General features: G+C 50.4%; 17 protein-coding genes. 7 read left to right on the forward strand and 10 right to left on the reverse strand.

The genetic code is table 11. The features are described from left to right. From E4L36_RS09965 to pilM, 8 genes are all read right to left on the reverse strand, one after another. On the reverse strand, positions 1-1,160 hold a 1,160-nt coding region (locus E4L36_RS09965; protein ID WP_136680493.1), incomplete at its 3' end, for an ATP-binding protein. An 18-nt stretch (positions 1,161-1,178) separates the two neighbouring features. After that, positions 1,179-2,252, reverse strand: coding sequence for a 3-dehydroquinate synthase (gene aroB / locus E4L36_RS09970; protein ID WP_136680494.1), 1,074 nt, complete (start codon positions 2,250-2,252; stop codon positions 1,179-1,181). A gap of 19 nt (positions 2,253-2,271) precedes the next feature. Beyond that, on the reverse strand, positions 2,272-2,790 hold the full coding sequence (gene aroK, locus E4L36_RS09975; protein ID WP_276606067.1) for a shikimate kinase AroK: 519 nt from the start codon (positions 2,788-2,790) through the stop codon (positions 2,272-2,274). Positions 2,791-2,803: 13 nt separating this feature from the next. Further along, positions 2,804-4,972, reverse strand: a complete 2,169-nt coding sequence (gene pilQ, locus E4L36_RS09980; protein ID WP_169051520.1) for a type IV pilus secretin PilQ — start codon at positions 4,970-4,972, stop codon at positions 2,804-2,806. Between the two features lie 12 nt (positions 4,973-4,984). Next, positions 4,985-5,560, reverse strand: coding sequence for a pilus assembly protein PilP (locus E4L36_RS09985; protein WP_136680495.1), 576 nt, complete (start codon positions 5,558-5,560; stop codon positions 4,985-4,987). Then, positions 5,544-6,143: a type 4a pilus biogenesis protein PilO gene (gene pilO, locus E4L36_RS09990; protein WP_127693322.1), complete on the reverse strand. Its 600-nt coding sequence runs from the start codon at positions 6,141-6,143 to the stop codon at positions 5,544-5,546. The genes E4L36_RS09985 and pilO overlap by 17 nt, the downstream gene beginning before the upstream one ends. A gap of 6 nt (positions 6,144-6,149) precedes the next feature. Continuing rightward, positions 6,150-6,767: a PilN domain-containing protein gene (locus E4L36_RS09995; protein ID WP_127693323.1), complete on the reverse strand. Its 618-nt coding sequence runs from the start codon at positions 6,765-6,767 to the stop codon at positions 6,150-6,152. Positions 6,768-6,779: 12 nt separating this feature from the next. Next, positions 6,780-7,841: a type IV pilus assembly protein PilM gene (pilM, locus tag E4L36_RS10000; RefSeq protein WP_127693324.1), complete on the reverse strand. Its 1,062-nt coding sequence runs from the start codon at positions 7,839-7,841 to the stop codon at positions 6,780-6,782. A 149-nt stretch (positions 7,842-7,990) separates the two neighbouring features. On the opposite strand from pilM, the gene E4L36_RS10005 reads away from it, so the two are divergent. Next, entirely contained in the window at positions 7,991-10,324 is a 2,334-nt protein-coding gene (locus tag E4L36_RS10005) for a penicillin-binding protein 1A (RefSeq protein WP_136680496.1), read from the forward strand. A 140-nt stretch (positions 10,325-10,464) separates the two neighbouring features. Here E4L36_RS10005 and E4L36_RS10010 read toward each other — a convergent pair whose 3' ends face one another. Together E4L36_RS10010 and rpmE are read right to left on the reverse strand one after the other, a co-directional pair. Next, a complete protein-coding gene (locus E4L36_RS10010) occupies positions 10,465-11,733 on the reverse strand; it encodes a malic enzyme-like NAD(P)-binding protein (RefSeq protein WP_136680497.1) in 1,269 nt (422 codons plus the stop codon). A 430-nt stretch (positions 11,734-12,163) separates the two neighbouring features. After that, complete coding sequence (rpmE, locus tag E4L36_RS10015) at positions 12,164-12,382, reverse strand: 50S ribosomal protein L31 (protein ID WP_127693687.1); 219 nt, start codon at positions 12,380-12,382, stop codon at positions 12,164-12,166. Between the two features lie 189 nt (positions 12,383-12,571). Between rpmE and E4L36_RS10020 the strand changes: the two genes are divergently transcribed. The 6 genes from E4L36_RS10020 (at position 12,572) to hslU (ending at position 21,355) form a co-directional block, all read left to right on the forward strand. Beyond that, positions 12,572-14,803, forward strand: coding sequence for a primosomal protein N' (locus E4L36_RS10020; protein WP_240770709.1), 2,232 nt, complete (start codon positions 12,572-12,574; stop codon positions 14,801-14,803). Positions 14,804-14,883: 80 nt separating this feature from the next. Next, complete coding sequence (locus tag E4L36_RS10025) at positions 14,884-16,854, forward strand: methyl-accepting chemotaxis protein (RefSeq protein ID WP_136680498.1); 1,971 nt, start codon at positions 14,884-14,886, stop codon at positions 16,852-16,854. Positions 16,855-16,965: 111 nt separating this feature from the next. Beyond that, positions 16,966-18,651, forward strand: coding sequence for an arginine--tRNA ligase (gene argS / locus E4L36_RS10030; RefSeq protein ID WP_136680499.1), 1,686 nt, complete (start codon positions 16,966-16,968; stop codon positions 18,649-18,651). A 19-nt stretch (positions 18,652-18,670) separates the two neighbouring features. Continuing rightward, on the forward strand, positions 18,671-19,396 hold the full coding sequence (locus E4L36_RS10035; protein WP_136680500.1) for an SPOR domain-containing protein: 726 nt from the start codon (positions 18,671-18,673) through the stop codon (positions 19,394-19,396). Positions 19,397-19,475: 79 nt separating this feature from the next. Next, the gene (gene hslV, locus E4L36_RS10040) at positions 19,476-20,006 is read left to right on the forward strand and encodes an ATP-dependent protease subunit HslV (protein ID WP_127693330.1); all 531 of its coding nucleotides are present in this window, start codon (positions 19,476-19,478) and stop codon (positions 20,004-20,006) included. Positions 20,007-20,017: 11 nt separating this feature from the next. Next, on the forward strand, positions 20,018-21,355 hold the full coding sequence (gene hslU, locus E4L36_RS10045) for an ATP-dependent protease ATPase subunit HslU (protein WP_136680501.1): 1,338 nt from the start codon (positions 20,018-20,020) through the stop codon (positions 21,353-21,355). The last annotated feature ends 46 nt before the right edge of the window (positions 21,356-21,401 follow it).

Raw genomic sequence — 21,401 nt, forward strand, 5'->3', positions numbered from 1 at the left:
GCTGGAGCTGGAGCTGGAGCTGGAGCTGGAGCTGGAGCTGGAGCTGGAGCTGGAGCTGGAGCTGGAGCTGGAGCTGGAGCTGGAGCTGGAGCTGGAGCTGGAGCTGGAGCTGGAGCTGGAGTATTCAGCGTACTATCGGCCAGCGCTTGGTCAAGCTTCTTACTTAACTCACTCTTAGTTTCGTTGCCTTCTGGAAGCGGTGGTACCAGCTCACCTTGACGTAGTTTTTCTTGCCGCTCCAAACGTTCTGATAGCGTGCTCCTAATCACTGGGACAGATTCGGTGGTCGCTAGGACCTCCTCTTCAGGCACAGCAACACGCAGTGGCACTGACATCCGACTTTTCGGGTCATCTGAGTTCGCTTGCACAGCCTGCGAATCTTCTGGCATAAACTGCCAAGTTGCGATACCCAATACCCCTACTAGCACCGCAGCCATGCCAATCATGTGCGGCAGCGGTAAAGGAAAGGCAGTTGAGCGCTTAGCTGGAGCAGCTTGACCACCGCTACGGTGAATCTCCGATACGGCATCCGTTAGACGCCCGGGAAACCCCTCGCTGCTTTTAAATACACTCTTCAGTTGCTTGGCTTTGAGCGCCGGCTGATTCGGGAAGCGCAGCTTGATGAACTCTTTCGCTTCATCGAGTGTAAATGGGTGCAACTCTTCAAAGTGTATTTTTCCTTCGAGTAGCTCTCCAACAGCAAGCGAAGCAAGGCGCGTCTTGATAGCCGGCTCGCCCGCGAGAATAACTTTTGGCATTCCGGTGCCAGAGACGAGCAACCCTGCTAGCAGCTCGATCGCTTCATCATTTAGCCACTCGGCATTATCGATCAGTATCAGCAGGTGTTGGTGCACTTCATGGAGGGCACGGCTATGAGCATGAAGCTGTGTTAATGGGTCATCATTAGTAACATCCACTCCCAACGCTTTCGCCGCCAATGCCATCAACTGGCTTGCGCTGGTCTCCTCACGCAGAGATATCCGAATTTGGCGGATATCAGAGGTTAGGCTTTCTACTGCTAACTTTTTCGCAACAGATGTTTTACCACTGCCTTTAGGGCCTGAAACGACCACTAAGAAGTCGGAGTAGCGCAGCAAATGGAGAATTTTGTCGATTAACTGCAGACGGCTATCTGGCTCAAAGTAGAAGTTCTGGCTCATATGGGGATACCTAATAGGCTAGCGTGAGCGGTTCAGTACTTTGGACAAACTGCTCGCCGGATAGTCAGACGTCACCGTCGCTTCGCCCAGTGCTTTGAGAAGCACTAATCGTAGCTCACCATTGATAACCTTCTTATCAACCGCCATCAGTTCTAAAAAGTCTTTTTCAGACATATTTTCTGGCGGCTCGATCGGCAAGTTAGCGGCGGCGAGAAGCTCAGTAGCACGTGCCACATCACGCTCGGTGATCCAATCCAGTTCGCAGGACAACTCAAGGGCTTGAACAGTACCCGCAGCAACGGCTTCGCCGTGCAGCCAATTACCATACCCCTGATGCGTTTCAATAGCATGACCGAAGGTATGACCAAGATTGAGCCACGCACGAATACCTGCTTCTCGCTCATCTTGGGCAACAACTTCGGCTTTGATTTCACACGAGCGCTGTACTGCATAAGAGAGTGCTTTTGGGTCGCGCGCTATCAGCGCAGGCATATTCTCTTCTAGCCACTCAAAAAACTGTACGTCGTAAATGAGGCCGTACTTAATGACCTCAGCAAGCCCTGCGGAAAGCTCTCGGTCAGGTAGCGTTGAGAAGACGCTAATATCCGCCAGAACAGCTTGTGGCTGATAAAATGCACCAATCATATTCTTGCCACGCGGATGGTTTACGCCCGTTTTCCCCCCCACAGAAGAGTCCACCTGAGACAACAAGGTGGTTGGAATTTGGATAAAGTTAACACCACGCTGATAGCTCGCAGCCGCAAAGCCTGTCATGTCTCCTACAACACCACCACCTAACGCAATTAACGTTGTCGTACGGTTGTGTCGCGCCTCTAAGAGTGCATCATAGATTAAATTAAGATGCTCGAGGTCTTTATAAGCTTCGCCATCGGGCAGCACGACGCTATCCACCTCAAACGAGGCCAACATTCCACGTAGTTGATCTAAGTACAGGGGAGCGATTGTCTCATTGGTAACAATCATCACCTGACTGCCTTTGATATAAGGAGTCAGTTGTGCCGTATCGATGACATCTGAACCGATAAAAATTGGATAAGATCGATCGCCCAAATCGACATTAAGTGTATGCACAGTAGATGGCTCCGCAGTACTAGTTGATGAGTTCTTTACGCTTTAGCTGTCTGATAATTTCATTGACAACATTTTTAGGATGGCGCCGGTCTGTTTTAACGACAATATCAGAAGTGCTAAGGTAGAACGGCTCGCGCTTTTCGATCAGCTGCTCTAACACTTGTTTTGGGTTATCGGCTTGCAGTAGTGGGCGGTTTTTATCCTTAGCTGTGCGCTCTAATTGCTGCTCAACAGATGTCATTAGGTAGATGACCGTCCCTCTACTTTGTAAACAAGCTCTGTTTTCGGCACGAATCACAGCACCACCGCCTGTAGCGATAACCAGCCCATCTTGCAGTGTAAGCTCATCTATCACCTGAGCTTCTCTTTGCCGAAAGCCCTCTTCACCTTCAACATCAAAAATCCACGGGATATTCGCCCCTGCCCGTTCCTCTACTTCTCGATCAACATCCGTGAAAGCTAGCTTTAGCTCATGAGAAAGTAGTCGGCCTATGGTACTTTTTCCTGCCCCCATAGGCCCTACTAAAATAATATTCAAAAACTTGCCTCAATTAACGACTAGCTGACAGCGACTCACGGATAATCTTTGGCGTAATAAAGATCAAGAGTTCGACTTTTTCATCGATTTTAGTCTCTTTACGGAACAGACGGCCGATCCCCGGCAAATCACCGAGTACTGGCGTCTTGAGCGTACCGTCAACTTGCTTGTTTTTATATACTCCGCCGAGGACGATTGTATCACCGTCCTTCACGACGACTGAAGTCACAAGCTCATTCGTATCAATAGCAAATTCGCCACTCTCCAATGCTTGGCCAACAGAGTCCTGAGTAATCTTAAGGTCTAGCGCGATTCGATCACCTGGGTTGATTTGCGGAATAACATCTAGGCGCAATACAACCTCTTTGAACTCAATTTTCACTTCGCCGTTTTCGACCGTTTGGTATGGCAGTTCTGTACCGGACTCGATACGCGCCGCTTTACCATTCGTGGTAATCACTTTTGGCTGGGATACCACCTCTGCACTGCCTTCGTTCTGAAGGGCAGATAACTCTGCAGAGATCAAGAAATCACTCGACGCATAACCAATGCGGAAAGTCGACGTTGCCTCATCAACACCTAAGTCGACATTGAGGGGGGTATTTACACCAATTGCGGGAAAATCTTCTGCATAGTAAGGGGATGAGCTACCGCCACCACCAGCCACCCAGCGGTCCGACTGCAAACCAAACCCCCAACGAACACCTAGCTCTTTGGTAAAGTCGGTAGACGCTGTAACCAGACGAGCTTCTACCATGATCTGCTCAACTTCGGCATCAAACTTTTTGATGGTCTTTCGAATCTGCTCGAGCTGCGCTGCCGTTTCTCGAACCATCAGAATATTCGTTTCGTTATCAGCGATAATGAGGCCGCGCTCTGAAATGAGCTGCGCTGCTTCAATACGTGACTTCATTTCTGATGCTTTACGGAAATCAACTTGAATAAAGTCTGTACGCAGCGGAGATAGCTCTTTTTCCGACTGCTGGCTTGCCAACTCAATACGCTCACGTTCGGCAATTTGCTCAGCAGGCGCCACCAGCAAAACATTACCCACTTGGCGCTTGTCTAAGCCTCGCGTTTTCAGCACGATATCCAAGGCCTGATCCCAAGGTACATGTTTAAGGCGCAACGTGATCTGGCCAGTTACTTCATCGTCCACAACCAAGTTAAGTTGAGCCACTTCCGCAAGGATCTGCAACACTGACCGCACGCTAACATTTTGGAAGTTAAGGTCGATCTTCTCACCTTTGTAAGGAAACTCGTTTTCGGCTTCCTCATCCTCTTCTGACCGAGTCAAATGTTTGAAGTCTAGAACGAGCTGAGAACCCGTTTGGTATGCCATGTAGTCGTAAGGTGTCGCTTCTGGTTTGATCAAGATGGTTGTATTACCACCTTGGCTCACCGAATCGATAAACATCACCGGTGTCGCGAAGTCTTGGACATTAACTCGCTGCTGCAGACCTGGAGACAGCAATGCGCTTGTCAAAGTCACCGCAACATTGTTGCCCTCTTCTTCAATATCAATACCAGCCTTGTCATCAGACAAAGCAATCGTCACACGTCCGATACCACCAGCAACGCGCTCGAAGTCGATACCTTTAACGCGTGTATTGTCATCATAGGCCTGCTTGACCGTTTGAGCTTTAGCTAACGCCGGTGCTTTTGCCACCTTCGTTACAGGTGCACTGACCGCAGGCTTCGCTTCTGCGACGGGCTGAGGCTGCACAGGGGCCGAAGCGTTTTTACTAGCAACCGACTCTCCACCACCGAACACGATAAACAAGCTGTTGTCCTGCGCATACGTCTCATAAGGTGTCGCTAGGAATAGGTTTGCGACCACCCGAAGTCGATCTGCACTTTGTGCAAAATTGAGTGTATCGATGTAATCATTTTTGATTGCCACCGATTTGCTACCAATGTCGTTTTCGACTCCGAAGAAGTCGAGTACCAGCCTTGGAGGGCTGTCGATTGCGTACACGCGCGGATCGCCCGGTGCGTGATCGAAGTCAAGCCGCACTTCCAGCTTATTACCGGGTAGTTTTACGAAAGCCGTATCTTTTAATAGTGTATTAGCAGCATTAGCTAGCGAGGCGATGCCCGTAGAGCAAAGCAACAAGCAAACCAGTAATACACGCTTCAGTTCCCTAGCTGAGACGCTCAGCAAACATTTATTGGTAGTCATTCTGGTTCCTTATTACTCTTGTCCTACTAGCTCAACAACACGTGGGCGGTGCATCCATCCGCCTCGACCGTCAGATATAATTTCAAGTACATCTAATCGCTCATCTAAAACGGCGATTACCTTACCAAAATCAAGCCCCATATGGTCACCCACCGATACCCGATGAATCTCGCCGTTTTGATCTCGAACAAGGCCCCAAGTAACTTCAGCTTCGGTCTTCCCAACGGTACCAACCATCTCTAAGTCATCGAGCGAAAACTGCTCGAGATAGCTCCGAGGCCGATTTTGATCAGGCTCTAACTCGACGCCATCATCCATCTCCATCTCCATGTCGCCCAGCTCCACTCTGACAAGAGGTACGAATGGGTCACGCAAACTAGCGCCTTCATACACAAAGCTGAGATAAGGCTTGAACGTGGGAAGAGGCTCTATCTTGCCTTTCGGCCTCGCCTGTACATCACTGACAAAACGCACGAGGTCATTTTTATCTTCAACCCATATACAACCGGATAACAAAGCGACGGAGGCCGCCAAGCATATCAGCTGCCCTTTGGCGGTTAGAAACTTCACTTTATTCTGAGTCATCATAGCGATATGTCTTAGCATCAATTTTCAGCTGCAGTACACCGGCCTCATCAGCAACAATTTTATAGTTATGTAGTGTCACGATTCGTTTAATCGCTGCTACACCACTAACGAACTGCCCCATCTGATGGTAGGTTCCTTGTACTTCTATATTGATCGGTAACTCGATGTAGAATTGCTCTTTTTTCTCGGGCTCAAGGGCAATTCTCTTAATTTCTAGACCCGCTGCTCGGCCGATATCTGTGATGTCTTCTAGCAGACCCGGCACCTCTTTCGCAGTTGGGAGTTGGCGCAGCAGTTCAGAGAACTTGTCCTCAACGTCTTCCATTTGCTTACGTAGAGCAGAAAGGTTCGCCACCTGAAAGGATTTGGACTCAAACTCTTTACGCAGCTCCGACTCACGGCTGATCTCCCGTTCAAGACGATCGTGTTTATCCTGAACGTAAAAATGCACACCACCCCATGAAACTAGGCCAAGCACGATGAGATAGAAGATAACCTTAACACCGATAGGCCAGTTACCAGCGGTATTTAAGTCAAGGTTGTTAGGATCAAACCCTTGAAACGCTTTTTTGAAGGCATCCATATTCGTTTACTCCGCCTCCTCTGCTTTTGGCTTCGCCAAGTCAACCACGAGATTGAACATGTTTTGACCTTGGTGCTCCACAACCACCTTCGAGTTTTTCTCGTCTAAGCGCTCAACCACTGAAAGGTCAGGTTCGCCAAACCAAATCGAATCATTAAGATTACGCATCAGCTCCGATACATCTTCATTTTGATGCACTAATCCACTGATTTTTATAGCATCTTCACTACTAGCTTGGCCTGCATCATCAAAGCCATTCTCACTGCGCTCCAGAGAGACATAATGAAGACCATCAGGTAGCACACGAACTAGCTCGTCGAAGTTTCGTACAATGATAGGTCTGTTGCCCTGTAGTTCTTGAATCGCGTTCAAACGCTCCAGAAGACGCTCACGTTGCTTCTTAAGGTCTTCAATCTCCTCGATTTTGAGATCGAGCTTTGCAATTTCTGATTTGAGGTAATCATTCCGCGCCACTTGACGGTCAAACTGAACGTCGTAGTAGTAGCCAACCAAGAGGACTAGGGCTAAACCAAACAATGCTGAGGCAGCAACATTGGTCACAAACTCTTTTTGTTTTGCTGCCGCGCGCTCTTCACGCCAAGGTCTGAGGTTAATCTTCGCCATATCTCACTGTTCCTACTGATCGAATGATCGAAGAGCCAAACCGCATGCCTTAATAAGTGCAGGGGCGTCTTTCATTAAGCGACCACGATTGATCTTGCTATTAAGTTCCATCTTCGAGAATGGATCTGCCAAAAACACAGGAACATCTAATTCCTCAGTTAATATATCGACAAGCCCATCAATTGCTGCAGTCCCGCCACAGACATATATCTTTGTAAGTTGATGCTGCACACCTGATGAGTAGAAGAACTGCAAGGCGCGTGAAACCTGCTGCGCAACGGTATAACGGAACGGCATAACGATGGCATCTCGTATCTCTTCGCCAAGCTCGCCCAAACGTAATGCTTGCTGCACCTCATCAACCGACATACCGTATTGATGATGAATACTCGTCGTTAAGTCGTTACCACCAAAAGACTGTTCACGGTTATAGATGACTTTGTGATCTCGGATTACGTTTAGCGTCAGCGTAGAAGCGCCTATATCGACGATTGCGACCATATCTTCCACGCCGGGATCTTCGCTGAGCAGCATGGGATAACTGCGCTCTATCGCATAGGTATCTACATCAACCACTTCGCACTTCAGCCCGCCGGCCGCAATCGTATCTTCGCGTTGATCAACATCATCACGGCGACAGGCAACCAAGAGAATTTCATTTAATTCGGGGTGGGAGGGGGATGCCCCGACAACTTCGAAGTCGAGTGCAACTTCATCAAGAGGGTAAGGAATAAATTGATCAGCCTCTACGCGCACCTGCTCTTCCAGCTCAAGTTCGGTAAACGAGCTGCTAAGTTCAATGCGTTTAATAATGACCGCGGATGAGGGCACCGCTGTGACTGCCACACCATTTTTGAGCGCGCATAGCTTAGCGCCGCGCTCTATGGCATCCGCAACAGGCTGCACTTCCTGAATATTTCCATCAATGATCGCTGTTGGCGGCAAAGACACAACCGCGTATGCATCCAGCCCGACCTTGCTTCCATGCCTAGAGAGTACGACGAGTTTTACCGATGATGAACCGATATCCACTCCAACCCAGCTAGCCGACTTCTTCCCGAACAAACTGATCACTATTTTTTCCTTAAAAGATATGGATTTACCTTCTATAGACCAACTTTAGCCATAAAACGATAAAAGTTAAACTCTAATTCAACTAGATAGGAGTATATTTCGCCCTATATAATGCGTTTTCTCTTAAATTTGAGGTAAATCAAGACACAATGCGCGCACTAAAGATTTTTCTCCGGCTTGGGATAGCACTCGCGTTTATCGGTATTATCGGCGCTGCTGCGTTGGGCGTTGGCCTGTATTACCATTTTTCGCCGAAACTACCGGATGTCGAGACACTAAAGGATGTTAAGTTCCAAACACCGCTAAAGGTACTCTCTAGTGATGGCAAGCTCATCGCAGAGTTTGGAGAGAAAAAGCGCATCCCCGTCAACTTTGAAGAGATACCACCAAACTTTGTTTATGCCCTAAGAGCCGCTGAAGATAGCCGCTTCTTTGAGCACTTCGGTATTGATGTCATTGGTTTAGCGCGCGCAGCGGTGCAGCTGGCTTCAAGTGGTCAGATTAAAAGTGGCGGCTCAACCATCACGATGCAGGTCGCGAAAAATTTCTTTCTAACACGCGAGCGTACGTTTGAGCGTAAGTTCAGCGAAATCCTTCTCTCTCTTAAGATAGAACAGTCATTATCAAAAGAGGAGATCATGGAGCTATACGTCAACAAGATCTATCTTGGCCACCGCTCGTATGGCATCCAAGCCGCTGCAAACACCTACTATGGCAAAAACATTGACGAGCTCAACATTGCCCAGCTCGCAATGATCGCCGGATTGCCTAAAGCACCCTCTGCCTACAACCCAATTACCAACCCGACACGCGCGCTGGAACGTCGTAACTGGATCTTAGGCCGTATGCAGAGCTTAAACTTCATCTCATCATCCGAGTATGAAAGCGCAGTCAACACGCCTGTCACGGCTAAGTACCACACAACTGATATCGAACTATACGCACCCTATATTGCGGAGATGGTACGAGGCGAGCTCTTCGAGCATTACGGTGAGGAGCTATACAGCGACGGCTTTACCGTCCACACGACAGTCGATAGCCGCATGCAAGAGGCAGCAAATACCGCGTTACGCAACGGCTTACTCAGCTACGTTAAACGTCACGGCTACCGAGGCCCTGAAAAACAGTTCGACATTAGCCAACTCAGCCTAACTGAGAAGCAACAACTACTGAAAGATGAAACCGCCTTCGCACAAGTGGAGCCTGCTTTAGTTATCGATGTCGACGAGAAAAGTTTAAAAGTGCTGCGCAAAGACGGTTCAGAAATCACTGTCGACTGGGAGGGACTAGCATGGGCTAAACCTTTCAAAACGGTCAACTACACAGGCGCTGCGCCAAAAAAAGCATCTGATATCGCCGCAGTGGGCGATCTAGTTCGTATTTTTAATACGGGCGAACACTGGGAGCTCAGCCAAGTACCTAAGGTACAGGGCGCGCTGGTGGCGCTTAACCCTCAGACAGGTGCCGTTGAGTCATTGGCGGGCGGTTTTAGCTTCACCCACAACAAATTCAACCGCGCAACGCAGGCACTGCGCCAACCGGGATCCAACTTTAAGCCTTTCATCTACGCAGCCGCACTTGAAAACGGCTTTACACCCGCAACGATCGTCAATGACGCTCCGATAGTACAGAACGACTCATTAGATGAAGGCTGGCGACCAGAAAACTCAAACCGCAAGTTTGCTGGCCCAACACGTTTGCGGGTTGGGTTATATCAATCACGCAACCTTGTCTCAATTCGCGTTTTGCGCTCACTGGGAATCAGTAAAGGAATTGATTACCTCGCACGGTTTGGCTTCAACAAGGACACACTTCCCTCCAATCTAAGCTTATCGCTAGGCAGTGCGGACGTTACTCCAATGGAACTAGCCACCGGCTATGCTGCGTTAGCCAACGGCGGTTATCGCGTTGCGCCCTTCTTCATTGATCGTATCGAGGACCAAGACGGCAATATCGTTTTCGAGAACAGCGCCCCCATGGTTTGTAGTGAGTGCGATCATCCAGCACCTCGCATCATGGACAAACGCGCTAATTACCTCCTTTACAGCATGCTGCAAGACGTTATCCGCAAAGGCACCGCAACACGCGCTCGCGCGCTCAAGCGTAACGACTTGGCCGGCAAGACAGGGACAACCAACGAGCAGAAGGATGCATGGTTCTCGGGCTATAACGCCAACATTGTCGCAACCGCATGGGTCGGCTATGACCAACCCGCGCCGCTAGGCCGCCGAGAGTACGGCGGCACGGCAGCGTTGCCGATCTGGATCAACTTTATGCGCACAGCATTAGCCGATACACCAGAGTCACCACTCCCCGTCCCTGCAGGCATTGTACAAGCCCGCATTGATGCGCAAACGGGCTTACGCGCCCAACCCGGGCAAGGCAATACGATCTTTGAATACTTCAAAGCTGAGCAGCTGCCACGCCAAGGCTATAGTGCAACCGGCGCACCACCTGGCCAATCAGCTGAAGATATCTTTTAGCATCACACTAAGGCCGCTTGCCTTAACGCCTAATGGCAAGCGGCGATTACTAGCTCTTCCCGAAGAGCAAATCCTGCTTTTCGCAGACACAAAAAAGCCCAGCATAAGCTGGGCTTTTTAGATCATATTCCTAACCTTAGTTAGCGCTGTTCATCCGCCAAGGTTGTCAACGGATAGTGAGCTGGCAGCGGGTCACGAGCAACGCCCGTATCAATCGCAGCCTGGGCAACTGCCATAGATAGCGCACTGTATAAGCGCGAATCTGTTGGCTTAGGAATGATGTATTCGCGACCAAACTCCAGCGATTCAAGACCGTAAGCATCAAGTACTTCTTGAGTCACAGGTTCTTTTGCCAAGTCAGCCAGCGCACGGACAGCTGCCGCTTTCATCTCTTCGTTAATGGCAGATGCACGAACATCTAATGCACCACGGAAGATGAATGGGAAGCCCAATACATTGTTAACTTGGTTCGGGAAGTCGGAACGGCCTGTACCGATGATCACGTCAGAGCGCGCTTCATGCGCAACTTCTGGACGAATCTCTGGATCAGGGTTAGCGCAGGCAAACACAACAGGGTTGTCTGCCATTTTCTTCAATTGCTCTGCAGACAGAAGATTTGGACCAGATAGACCAACAAATACGTCAGCTCCATCGATCGCATCATCTAGCGTGCGCTTATCTGTCTCGGTTGCAAAGATTGCTTTCTCGGTAGTCAGGTCTTCACGGCCAGAGTGGATCACACCCTTACGGTCAAGCATATAAATATTCTCGACCTTGGCTCCCATATTCAATAGCAGCTTCATACATGCGACAGCTGCAGCACCTGCACCTAGGGTAACGATAGTAGCGTCTTCTAGTTTTTTACCTGCCAATTCCAGCGCATTGATCATACCAGCAGCTGTTACGATAGCAGTGCCGTGTTGGTCATCGTGGAATACAGGAATATTGCAACGTTCGATCAAGGCGCGCTCGATTTCGAAACACTCAGGTGCCTTGATATCCTCAAGGTTGATACCACCAAATGTCTCAGCAATACGCGCTACTGTGTCGATAAAAGCTTGTGGGCTTTCTGCATCTACCTCGATATCGATAGAGTCAATGCCTGCAAACTTTTTAAACAGTAGAGACTTACCTTCCATTACTGGCTTAGACGCCAATGGACCTAAGTCCCCCAGACCAAGGATCGCAGAACCGTTTGAGATCACTGCCACCAAGTTCCCTTTAGCTGTGTACTTATAAGCGTTTTCTGGGTCCTTAGCGATTTCGCGGACAGGTTCCGCAACACCAGGACTATACGCCAAAGCAAGATCACGGGCAGTTTCAGCTGATGTAGACAGCTCGACACTGATTTTACCAGGACGAGGGTTCGCGTGGTAATCCAGTGCCGCTTGTTTTAGATCTTCAGACATGGTTGCTTTTCCAAAATTTAAATAATAAAAGACGGACAAACAATCATATAGAAAAGGGTTTTAGCGAACAACCACTCACATTCGCTTATATTGGAATCAATTTTCCTTTCAAACGCTTTTTCGACAAAAAGGTTTACTAAAAATGAACAGATTGCACGAAATTTTCCGCAATTTCGTAAAATCAAGCGTCGCTAAACAAAGAATGATTAATATTGGCACAGCCTAGAAAAAACCGGCTTGTGAGTGCCAGCAGATATAAAAACACATTTAAGCAACTAGAAACCTTGCCCGTTCGGATATAAATAACGTGTAAGCGCCGCACTCTGCTCACGCACTCATCAAACCAACAACACAAGGCGACCTGCATCCAACACCGAGATCAAAAACAAAAAAGGCGCCAACAAGGCGCCTTTTCAGAATTGTTCGCGTATTACGCTTTCTTAGTACCGATTGCACCAAAACGCTTGTTGAAGCGGTCGATACGGCCACCAGAAGTCGCTTCTTTCTGCTTACCAGTGTAGAAAGGGTGGCATTGGCTGCATACGTCTACGTGCATATCAGAGCACATAGTCGAGCTAGTTTTCATTGTGTTACCGCAAGAACAAGTAATCGTTACTTCTTCATATTTTGGGTGGATATCAGCGCGCATATTAACCTCGGCTTTTCGTTGCACCGCCACTCAGTCATCTATGCTGAGCACCGTACAAAGATTTTTAAATAATGCCGTGAAACCGGCATAAAATCGTAGGCGGCGAATTATACACGACCCAACCACCAAAACAAGAGCCAACACCCTGCGCCGCTGAGGGCTTGGCGCAGCTTCCATCGACGTCCTACAATGGCGCCATACCCAATCACATGTACAACTGAGCAGCCCGATATCAATATGAACATCCTGCGCCTTGCAATCCCTTCGCCACTGCGGCGCACGTTCGACTACCTAGCACGCTCACCTGAAGACAGCGAGCTAAAACCCGGAACGCGGATTAAAGTCTCTTTTGGACGGCGCGAGCTGATTGGCCTATTGTTGGAAGTTGTCGATAAAACTGACATCCCAAGCGGTAAACTGAAACCCATCATCGCGGTGCTGGATGAAAAACCTGTTATACCAAGTTACATTATCGACTTAGCACTATGGGCTGCTGACTACTATCAACACCCGTTAGGTGATGCGCTTTTCCATGCCGTGCCAACCTATTTACGTAAAGGAAATAGCGCCCACCTTGCGCCACATACTGTTTGGTGCGCAGAGCCACTGGGGGCTGAAAAAATTTCGAGCCGCGCCTCAGCCCAAAAAGCGCTATTTGAGCTGATTAGCGCTCATGAACACGGTGTTAGCAAGCCCGCTCTCACTGCCGAAGGGGCCAATACCGCACTGCTCTCTAAACTTGCTGCAAGCGGAGCCATTTCAGAGCACGAGATATCAGCTGCCCCAAACCACCCTGAACACCTGCTCAAAGAGCCGCCTTTGGCGCTCAACACTGAACAACAAGCGGCTCTAAACCACATCACCGAGAGCGAAGGATTTACCAGTTTCCTGCTCGACGGCGTCACCGGCTCGGGCAAAACGGAAGTTTATCTACAAGCCATTCATCACTGTTTGAACTCTGGCCGCCAAGCACTCGTACTGGTGCCAGAAATAGGCCTCACGCCACAAACGCTGCAGCGCTTTCATCATCGCTTTCGCTGCGACATTGTGGTCATGCACTCCAACCTTACCGATAAGCAGCGCTTCGAAGCTTGGAGCAAAGCTAAATCAGGGCAAGCAGCCATTGTTATCGGTACACGCTCCGCCATCTTCACACCGCTTGAAAGGCCCGGCATTATTATCGTCGATGAGGAACATGACGGATCCTTTAAGCAACAAGATGGGTTTCGCTACTCAGCTCGAGATCTAGCCATCGTACGCGGGCATGGCGAGCAGATCCCAGTGGTTTTAGGCAGCGCCACACCTGCGCTTGAAAGCCTTGCAAACTGCCACAAGCAGCGTTCTAACCACCTGACACTGCGCAGCCGCGCAGGTAACGCCCAAGCGCCAACGTTCGCACTGCTAGATATCCGCAAAAAACCGCTTACCAACGGCTTTTCCAGCGACTTATTAGCCCTCATTAAGAAACACTTAGAGAGCGGTACACAGGCGCTGATCTTCATTAATCGCCGTGGTTTCGCGCCCAGTCTCATGTGCCATAGCTGCGGTTGGATTTCCGAGTGCCGGCGCTGCGATGCGCGGATGACTCTGCACCAATCCCCACCTCACCTGCACTGCCACCATTGTGACAGCCAGCGTCCGATACCGCGCCAGTGCGACCATTGCGGGGCAGATGACCTACGCCCGATGGGCACCGGCACGGAACGCGCAGAGATGACCCTTAAGCAACACTTTAACGATGTACCTATCTTGCGTGTTGACCGCGACAGCACGGCCCGTAAAGGCGCGATGGATAGCATTATTGCCGAGACGCTTAAAGGCGAGCCGTGCATCCTCATTGGCACTCAGATGCTCGCCAAAGGGCACCACTTCCCCAAAGTAACGCTCGTGGCAATTCTAGATGCCGATGGCGGCCTGTTTAGCACAGATTTTCACGGCATGGAGCGCACCGCGCAGCTGATTATGCAAGTTGCAGGACGAGCAGGACGCGCAAGCCACCCGGGCCACGTGGTGCTGCAAACGCATCAGCCAGACCACCCGCTTCTGAATACATTGACCACACAAGGATATGAAGCGTTTGCGAAGGAGGAGCTCCTGCTGCGCCAGCAGTACCAGCAGCCACCCTTTACGCATATGGCGCTACTGCGTGCCGAAGCATCCACTCAGGGGCGCAGCATCGCTCTTCTCCAAGCGATCCGAGACCACTTTTCACCGCACGCGCCCTACTGCCAGTGGTCGGGACCATTCCCCTCTCCCATGGAGAAGCGCGCCGGTGTTTATCGCGCTCAAGTATCACTCACCGCCGCGCAGCGCCCTGCACTGCAACACCTACTCAAACTCATCTGTACTACACTAGAAACTCATCCTTTAGCAAACAAAGTGCGTTGGTCAGTTGACGTCGATCCGTACGACCTCTACTAATATTTAGTCGTACAGGTTTGTACTTAACTGCCGACACTACTTTAATAATCATTACAAAAACAAAAAGAAGAATTGGGCTAATGAAAATTTCACAAAAGATCTTGGCAAGCTTCGCTATTCTCACCTTGACCATTCTTATCGTTGGAATTGGCGGTATCGTTGGCATTGGAGATATCAACAAGCAACTCAGAGTCGTGACGGATGACTCGGTACCTAAACTTATGGATAGCTACCAGCAGATCGTGCGCATCAATCAAGCAAACCAAGCACTGCTCAAACTGCTGAATAATCCACTGGATAAGTTTGATGAATATGCTGAAAGTTTTAATGGGCACTACACCGCATTTGAAGAGCAGGTAGCAGCACTTAAGAGCGGTCAGTTAGCGAATAGCGAGTTAGCCACGACGCTTGAGCAGGTTCAAGCAGAAGGTAGCGCATACCAAGCGAAAGCCACTGACATCCAAGCGCTATATCAAACGGTTAATAAGACCCAAGCCGAAGTGATCACCGAGACCCAGATGTTCCAATCGCAGATAGACTCTCTCTCTAACTGGGGCCAACGTTATCTATCTAATGATCCACCAGAGCTACCCATGATTGAGATTCGTAAAATCATGCGTACAGCGAATAAATTACGCCTCTCAATACGCGGGTATCAGCGTACGCGGGATATCAAGCGCCTCGTTAGCTCCGCAGAGAAGAACCGTGATTTGCTCACAGAGCAGTTCAACAACTTCAAACAGATAGAGAGCGATGGCGCTCGTATAGAGGGGATTATCATCGGTATACAAGCCTCGATCCATCGCGAAATCGGCTTGATGGGCGCTTATATCAAGCTAGACCAAGCCCAGAAACAACTGCAAGCAACACTTGATCAAGCAGAAACTCACCTCACCGCAACAGCAACGATGCTAGATAGCGTCCTTCAGATGACATTGGCGGACACGCAAACCGCGCGTGCGTCAGCTAAAAGCACCATCGACACAAGCCGCATGTTGATTATCGGCTTATGTATTGCAGCTATCGTATTGGCGGTTATTGTTGGTATTGCTGTGCTAAACACCATTCGCCGCCCTCTCAGCGCCATTCAGAAGAGCCTTGAAGAGGTGCGCGATGGCAACTTGACCACGCGTTTTGATGATCATCGCAATGATGAGTTTGGCCAGCTGGCGCAGAGTCTTAACTTGGTTGTTAACAGCCTACAAGAGATTCTCAACCGCATCATCAATAACACGCAGCAACTGGCATCAGTGGCCGAGAGCAACGCTTCCACGAGCCAAGAGACAACCTCAGCCATGGCGGAGCAAAGCCGCCAGCTTGAGCTAACCGCTGCAGCTGCAACCGAGATGGAGAGCACCGTCAGCGAGGTATCTCAACACTCCGACTCCACATTGCAGGCGGTACAAAACTGCGAATCACTCAGCTTTGACGTTGTGGGCAAAATGGGGCAAACCCGCGAGAGCATCAAATCGCAATCATCTGCGATTGAGAGCGCCGTACATGCCTCGTCCGAGCTTGAGAATGATAGTAAAAAGATCGACACCATTCTTGAGACGATCAACACTATTGCCGAGCAGACCAATTTACTGGCCCTCAATGCGGCAATTGAAGCAGCCCGTGCTGGAGATCATGGCCGCGGCTTCGCGGTAGTTGCCGATGAGGTACGCCAACTCGCGAGCCGCACACAGAACTCCACCGAGGAGATTCAGAGTATGGTCAACAACATGCAGAGCCGTATTCGTAGCGTGGCCGATAATATGCGCAATAGCCATGACCAAGCCGCTGCGTGTGTCGAGTATGCCCAGTCATCCAGCCATGCTTTAGAAACGATGCAAGAAGCGATTAGCAGCATTCGCGACATGAACACTCATATCGCTGAAGCCGCCGCCCAGCAAAACTCTGCCGTACGTGAAGTCAACCAAACATTGGTTGGCATTAACGAAGTCTCCACCGAAACATCAATGGGTGCCGAGCGTGCAGCTCAAAGTAGCAGCACGCTGTTAAGCATTGTCCAAGAGCAGCGCCAGTTGATCTCTCGTTTTCGGATTTAAACACCAATAAAATGCTCGGATGCAGCGGTCGGGGGTTAACATCCCCCGACCAACAAGAGATAATAGCCGGTCTTTTAACCCATTCTTGAATCGACCGGTATTTAACAACAGATGAAACAGCAAATCGCAGATATTATCAGCGCCGCCGTTCAGGCTCTGATCGAAAACGGCACCTTGGGCGCCGACGTGCAACCGAAAATCATGGTTGAAAATACACGTGATAAGTCCCACGGTGATTTCGCATCTAACATTGCAATGACTCTGGCAAAACCGGCTCGACGCAACCCGCGTGAGCTCGCACAAATGCTCGTTGACGCGCTACCTGCTTCTGAATTCGTAGAGAAAACAGAGATCGCAGGTCCAGGTTTTATCAACTTTTTCGTCAGCGACGCATCCACCAGCAGCTTGATCAAGGCGATCCTGACACAAGCTGACGCGTACGGCCGCAACGATAGCGGCGCTGGTAAAAAAGTACAGGTTGAATTCGTGTCAGCAAACCCGACAGGGCCGCTGCACATCGGGCATGGCCGTGGCGCGGCGGTCGGCGATTGCCTTTGCCGCTTGATGGAAGCGAATGGTTGGGATGTTACCCGTGAGTTTTACTACAACGATGCGGGTGCGCAGATCAATAACTTGGCGCTCTCAGTGCAAGCTCGCTGCAAAGGTCTCACACCAGAAGATCCTAGCTGGCCAGCTGACGGCTACCGTGGTGAGTATATCGTTGAGTTAGCAGATAGCTTCATGCGCGGCGACACCGTAACATCAGAAGACCAGAGCTTTACCGGCACTCAAGATGCTGATGATCTAGACGCGATTCGCCACTTTGCGGTGGCTTACCTGCGCCACGAACAAGACTTAGACTTGAAAGCTTTCGGCGTCGACTTTGATGTCTACTTCCTAGAGTCCTCACTCTACGCTGATGGCAAAGTAGAAGCTGCCGTCAATACGCTTATCGAGAACGACTTCACCTACGAAGAAGACGGCGCATTATGGCTGCGCACCACAGATTTTGGTGATGATAAAGACCGCGTAATGCGCAAGAAAGAAGGCGGTTACACCTACTTCGTCCCTGATGTCGCTTATCACTTGGATAAATGGCAGCGTGGTTTCGACACAGTGATCAATGAACAAGGCGCTGACCACCACGGTACGATTGCCCGCGTCCGTGCAGGCCTGCAAGCGCTCAACACAGGTATTCCAAAAGGCTGGCCGGACTACGTACTGCACCAGATGGTGACCGTCATGCGTGGCGGTGAAGAAGTTAAGATCTCAAAACGTGCGGGTAGCTACCTTACCCTGCGGGACCTTATTGATGAAGTGGGCCGCGACGCGACACGCTTCTTCCTCGCTGCTCGCAAGTCCGACAGCCACCTAACCTTCGATATCGACCTTGCCCGCTCAGAGTCAGCAGACAACCCGGTTTACTACATTCAATACGCTCATGCACGTGTCTGCTCGATCTTCCGTAAGCTTGCAGAAAACAACTGGAGCTGGGATGAGGAAACTGGTATCGCCGCTTTAGGTAGCCTCACACTGGATTCAGAGAAGCAACTGGTGATGAACCTAGGCCGCTACCCGGAGGTTGTGCGCAACGCAGCGGCAGCGCGCGAGCCACACCAGATCGCTAACTACCTGAAAGACCTAGCGGCAGATTTCCATACCTACTACAACTCTGAGAAGACGCTAGTAGAAGATGCCGATGTTCGTAATGCGCGTTTGACGCTGGCACTTGCTGTACGCCACGTACTTGCCAACGGACTTGGCCTGCTGGGTGTTAGCGCACCCGAGCAGATGTAAGACACAGGAGGTCTGCTCTATGGCTTCGCGTAAAGACTATGCGCCACAATCTCGCCGCCAGCGAAAGGCACCGGCAAAGTCCGCTCCGAAGCCACAAAAGGCCCCTCAACCGGCACCCAAAAAAGTGCCATGGAAGCTGGCGATCACCACTTTTCTGGTGCTCGCCGGTCTGGTTTTCCTGCTCAATCAGTTGCTAAAAGTCGACTCTACACCGACGCAGCCTACACAGGTAGAACGCTCAGTTCCCGCTCCAAAGCCGGAACCTAAAGCTAAACCTGCGCCAAAGCCGAGCCAACCAAAGCCTGTCGCTGCAACGCCAAAAACCGAGAAAACGATCGTCGCGCAACCCAAGGTTGTAGAGCGCTCAACCAAAGCGGCGCCAACACCTCCTCCTACCCCGCCGAAGCCGAAAGAGGAGAAGTTCACCTTCTATGAACTACTTCCCGAGAGCGAAGTCACGCCAGCGCAGGTAGATGCCTACAAATCTACGCCACGTACAGAAAAGCTTAGCAAGACCTATCTGCTGCAAGCGGGCTCATTTCGCAGCGCTGCCGATGCCGAGAAGATGCGTGCTCAGCTACTGCTTTCTGGCTTACCCAATGTAAAAACGAGCCGCTCCGATGGCAAAAATGGCGTTTGGTATCGGGTTCGTTTAGGGCCTTTTGAATCACGCTCTGCACTGAACAAAGCGCAAGACAAGCTCGCGCGCCTGAATATCAGCGCGATGAAGATTCAACTGGACTGAGCTCCCGCATTCACCTTGAAAAAGTGAAAACGCCCCCCATCTACTAACCTAATTCGAACCGCAATAAGGTTAGTTACACATGACAACGATTGTTTCAGTGCGTCGCGGCGACCAAGTCGTCGTAGGCGGTGATGGTCAGGTTTCCTTGGGCAATACGGTAATGAAAGGCACGGCGAAAAAGGTCAACGTGCTGCCCAAGCACAATGTTATTACAGGTTTCGCCGGCTCTACCGCCGATGCGATCACCCTTCGCGACCTCTTTGAGCAACAACTTGATAAGCACCAAGGCAATATCGTGAACTCGGTTATCCACCTAGCGCGTGAATGGCGTGGCGATCGGGTATTACGCCGCCTTGAAGCCCTGATGCTCGTTGCAAACGAGGAGAAAACCTACCTTATCTCCGGTTCTGGTGACGTAATTGAGCCGGAAGATGGCGTGATCGCCATCGGATCGGGCGGCAACTTCGCGCTCGCTGCAGCCAAAGCCTTGGTAAACAATACCGAGCTAAGTGCTGAAGATGTGGTGCGCAAGAGCCTCGATATTGCTGCTGAGATCTGTGTGTTCACCAACCACAACCTCACTATCGAAACGCTACCAAACAAAGCCTAAGGAGCCTGAGAATGTCGAATATGACTCCCCGAGAGATCGTCCATGAGCTAGACCGCTACATCGTCGGCCAACAAGACGCAAAGCGCTCCGTGGCTATTGCACTGCGCAACCGCTGGCGCCGCATGCAGCTTGACGCAGAGCTGCGCGCAGAGGTTTCGCCTAAGAATATCTTGATGATCGGCCCAACAGGGGTGGGTAAAACAGAAATTTCCCGCCGCCTAGCAAAGCTGGCGAATGCGCCCTTTATCAAGGTTGAAGCAACCAAGTTCACCGAAGTAGGCTACGTTGGCCGTGATGTAGAGACGATTGTTCGCGATCTTGTTGATATGGCGATCAAAATGCTACGCGAGCAAGAGACCGAGAAGGTTCGCTTCCGTGCTGAAGATGCAGCGGAAGAGCGTATTTTAGATGCGCTACTGCCACAAGCTCGCCCAACGGGCTTCGATGATGCAACGAGCGAGAGCAAAACGGATAGCGCTACACGCCAAATTTTCCGCAAGAAGCTCCGCGAAGGTCAGCTTGACGATAAAGAGATCGATATCGACGTTGCGCCACCTAAGGTGGGTGTTGAGATCATGGCTCCGCCTGGCATGGAAGAGATGACCAACCAGTTGCAGAGTATGTTTTCGAACATGGGCGGCAACAACAAAGAGACGCGCCGCATGAATGTTAAAGATGCATTCAAGCTACTGGTCGAAGAGGAAGCGGCTAACCTCATTAAAGAGGATGATGTTAAGCAGCGCGCTATTGAAGCGGTGGAACAGAACGGCATCGTGTTCTTAGACGAGATTGATAAAGTCTGTAAACGTGCAGAAGCTGGCGGTGCTGATGTCTCCCGAGAAGGCGTACAGCGCGACCTGCTACCGCTGATTGAGGGCTGCACCGTCAACACCAAGCACGGTATGGTAAAAACTGACCATATCCTGTTTATCGCCTCTGGTGCGTTCCATTTAGCGAAACCCTCCGATCTTATTCCTGAGCTACAGGGCCGTCTTCCTATTCGCGTTGAGTTAAGTGCGCTGACGCCTGAAGACTTCCGCCGCATCCTAACTGAACCAACAGCCTCACTGACAACACAATATATCGCGCTTATGAAAACAGAAGGCGTTAATATTGAGTTTACTGAAGATGGTATCGCGCGCATCGCGGAGCTGGCCTATCAAGTCAACGAAGCGACTGAAAATATCGGTGCGCGCCGCTTACACACGATGCTGGAACGCCTTATGGAAGAACTATCTTTCCAAGCTTCTGACGAAGCTGGCAAAACCATCTCCATTGATGCTACGTATGTAAATACGCAGCTAGGCGAACTATCTCAGGATGAAGACCTGAGTCACTACATACTGTAACCGCCTGGTTGATTCCGCCGGCAGCCCTCCTAGGTGGGTTTGCCGG

The sequence above is a fragment of the Neptunomonas sp. XY-337 genome (assembly GCF_004959845.1).
In the GTDB taxonomy this organism is placed as follows: Bacteria; Pseudomonadota; Gammaproteobacteria; order Pseudomonadales; family Balneatricaceae; genus Neptunomonas; species Neptunomonas marina.

Coding starts and splice junctions, on each gene's coding strand:
- pilQ (WP_169051520.1), bottom strand. CDS start 4,972: ATGACTACCAATAAATGTTTGCTGAGCGTCTCAGCTAGGGAACTGAAG.
- E4L36_RS09985 (WP_136680495.1), bottom strand. CDS start 5,560: ATGATGACTCAGAATAAAGTGAAGTTTCTAACCGCCAAAGGGCAGCTG.
- pilO (WP_127693322.1), bottom strand. CDS start 6,143: ATGGATGCCTTCAAAAAAGCGTTTCAAGGGTTTGATCCTAACAACCTT.
- E4L36_RS09995 (WP_127693323.1), bottom strand. CDS start 6,767: ATGGCGAAGATTAACCTCAGACCTTGGCGTGAAGAGCGCGCGGCAGCA.
- E4L36_RS10005 (WP_136680496.1), top strand. CDS start 7,991: ATGCGCGCACTAAAGATTTTTCTCCGGCTTGGGATAGCACTCGCGTTT.
- E4L36_RS10010 (WP_136680497.1), bottom strand. CDS start 11,733: ATGTCTGAAGATCTAAAACAAGCGGCACTGGATTACCACGCGAACCCT.
- rpmE (WP_127693687.1), bottom strand. CDS start 12,382: ATGCGCGCTGATATCCACCCAAAATATGAAGAAGTAACGATTACTTGT.
- E4L36_RS10020 (WP_240770709.1), top strand. CDS start 12,572: ATGGCGCCATACCCAATCACATGTACAACTGAGCAGCCCGATATCAAT.
- E4L36_RS10025 (WP_136680498.1), top strand. CDS start 14,884: ATGAAAATTTCACAAAAGATCTTGGCAAGCTTCGCTATTCTCACCTTG.
- argS (WP_136680499.1), top strand. CDS start 16,966: ATGAAACAGCAAATCGCAGATATTATCAGCGCCGCCGTTCAGGCTCTG.
- E4L36_RS10035 (WP_136680500.1), top strand. CDS start 18,671: ATGGCTTCGCGTAAAGACTATGCGCCACAATCTCGCCGCCAGCGAAAG.
- hslV (WP_127693330.1), top strand. CDS start 19,476: ATGACAACGATTGTTTCAGTGCGTCGCGGCGACCAAGTCGTCGTAGGC.
- hslU (WP_136680501.1), top strand. CDS start 20,018: ATGTCGAATATGACTCCCCGAGAGATCGTCCATGAGCTAGACCGCTAC.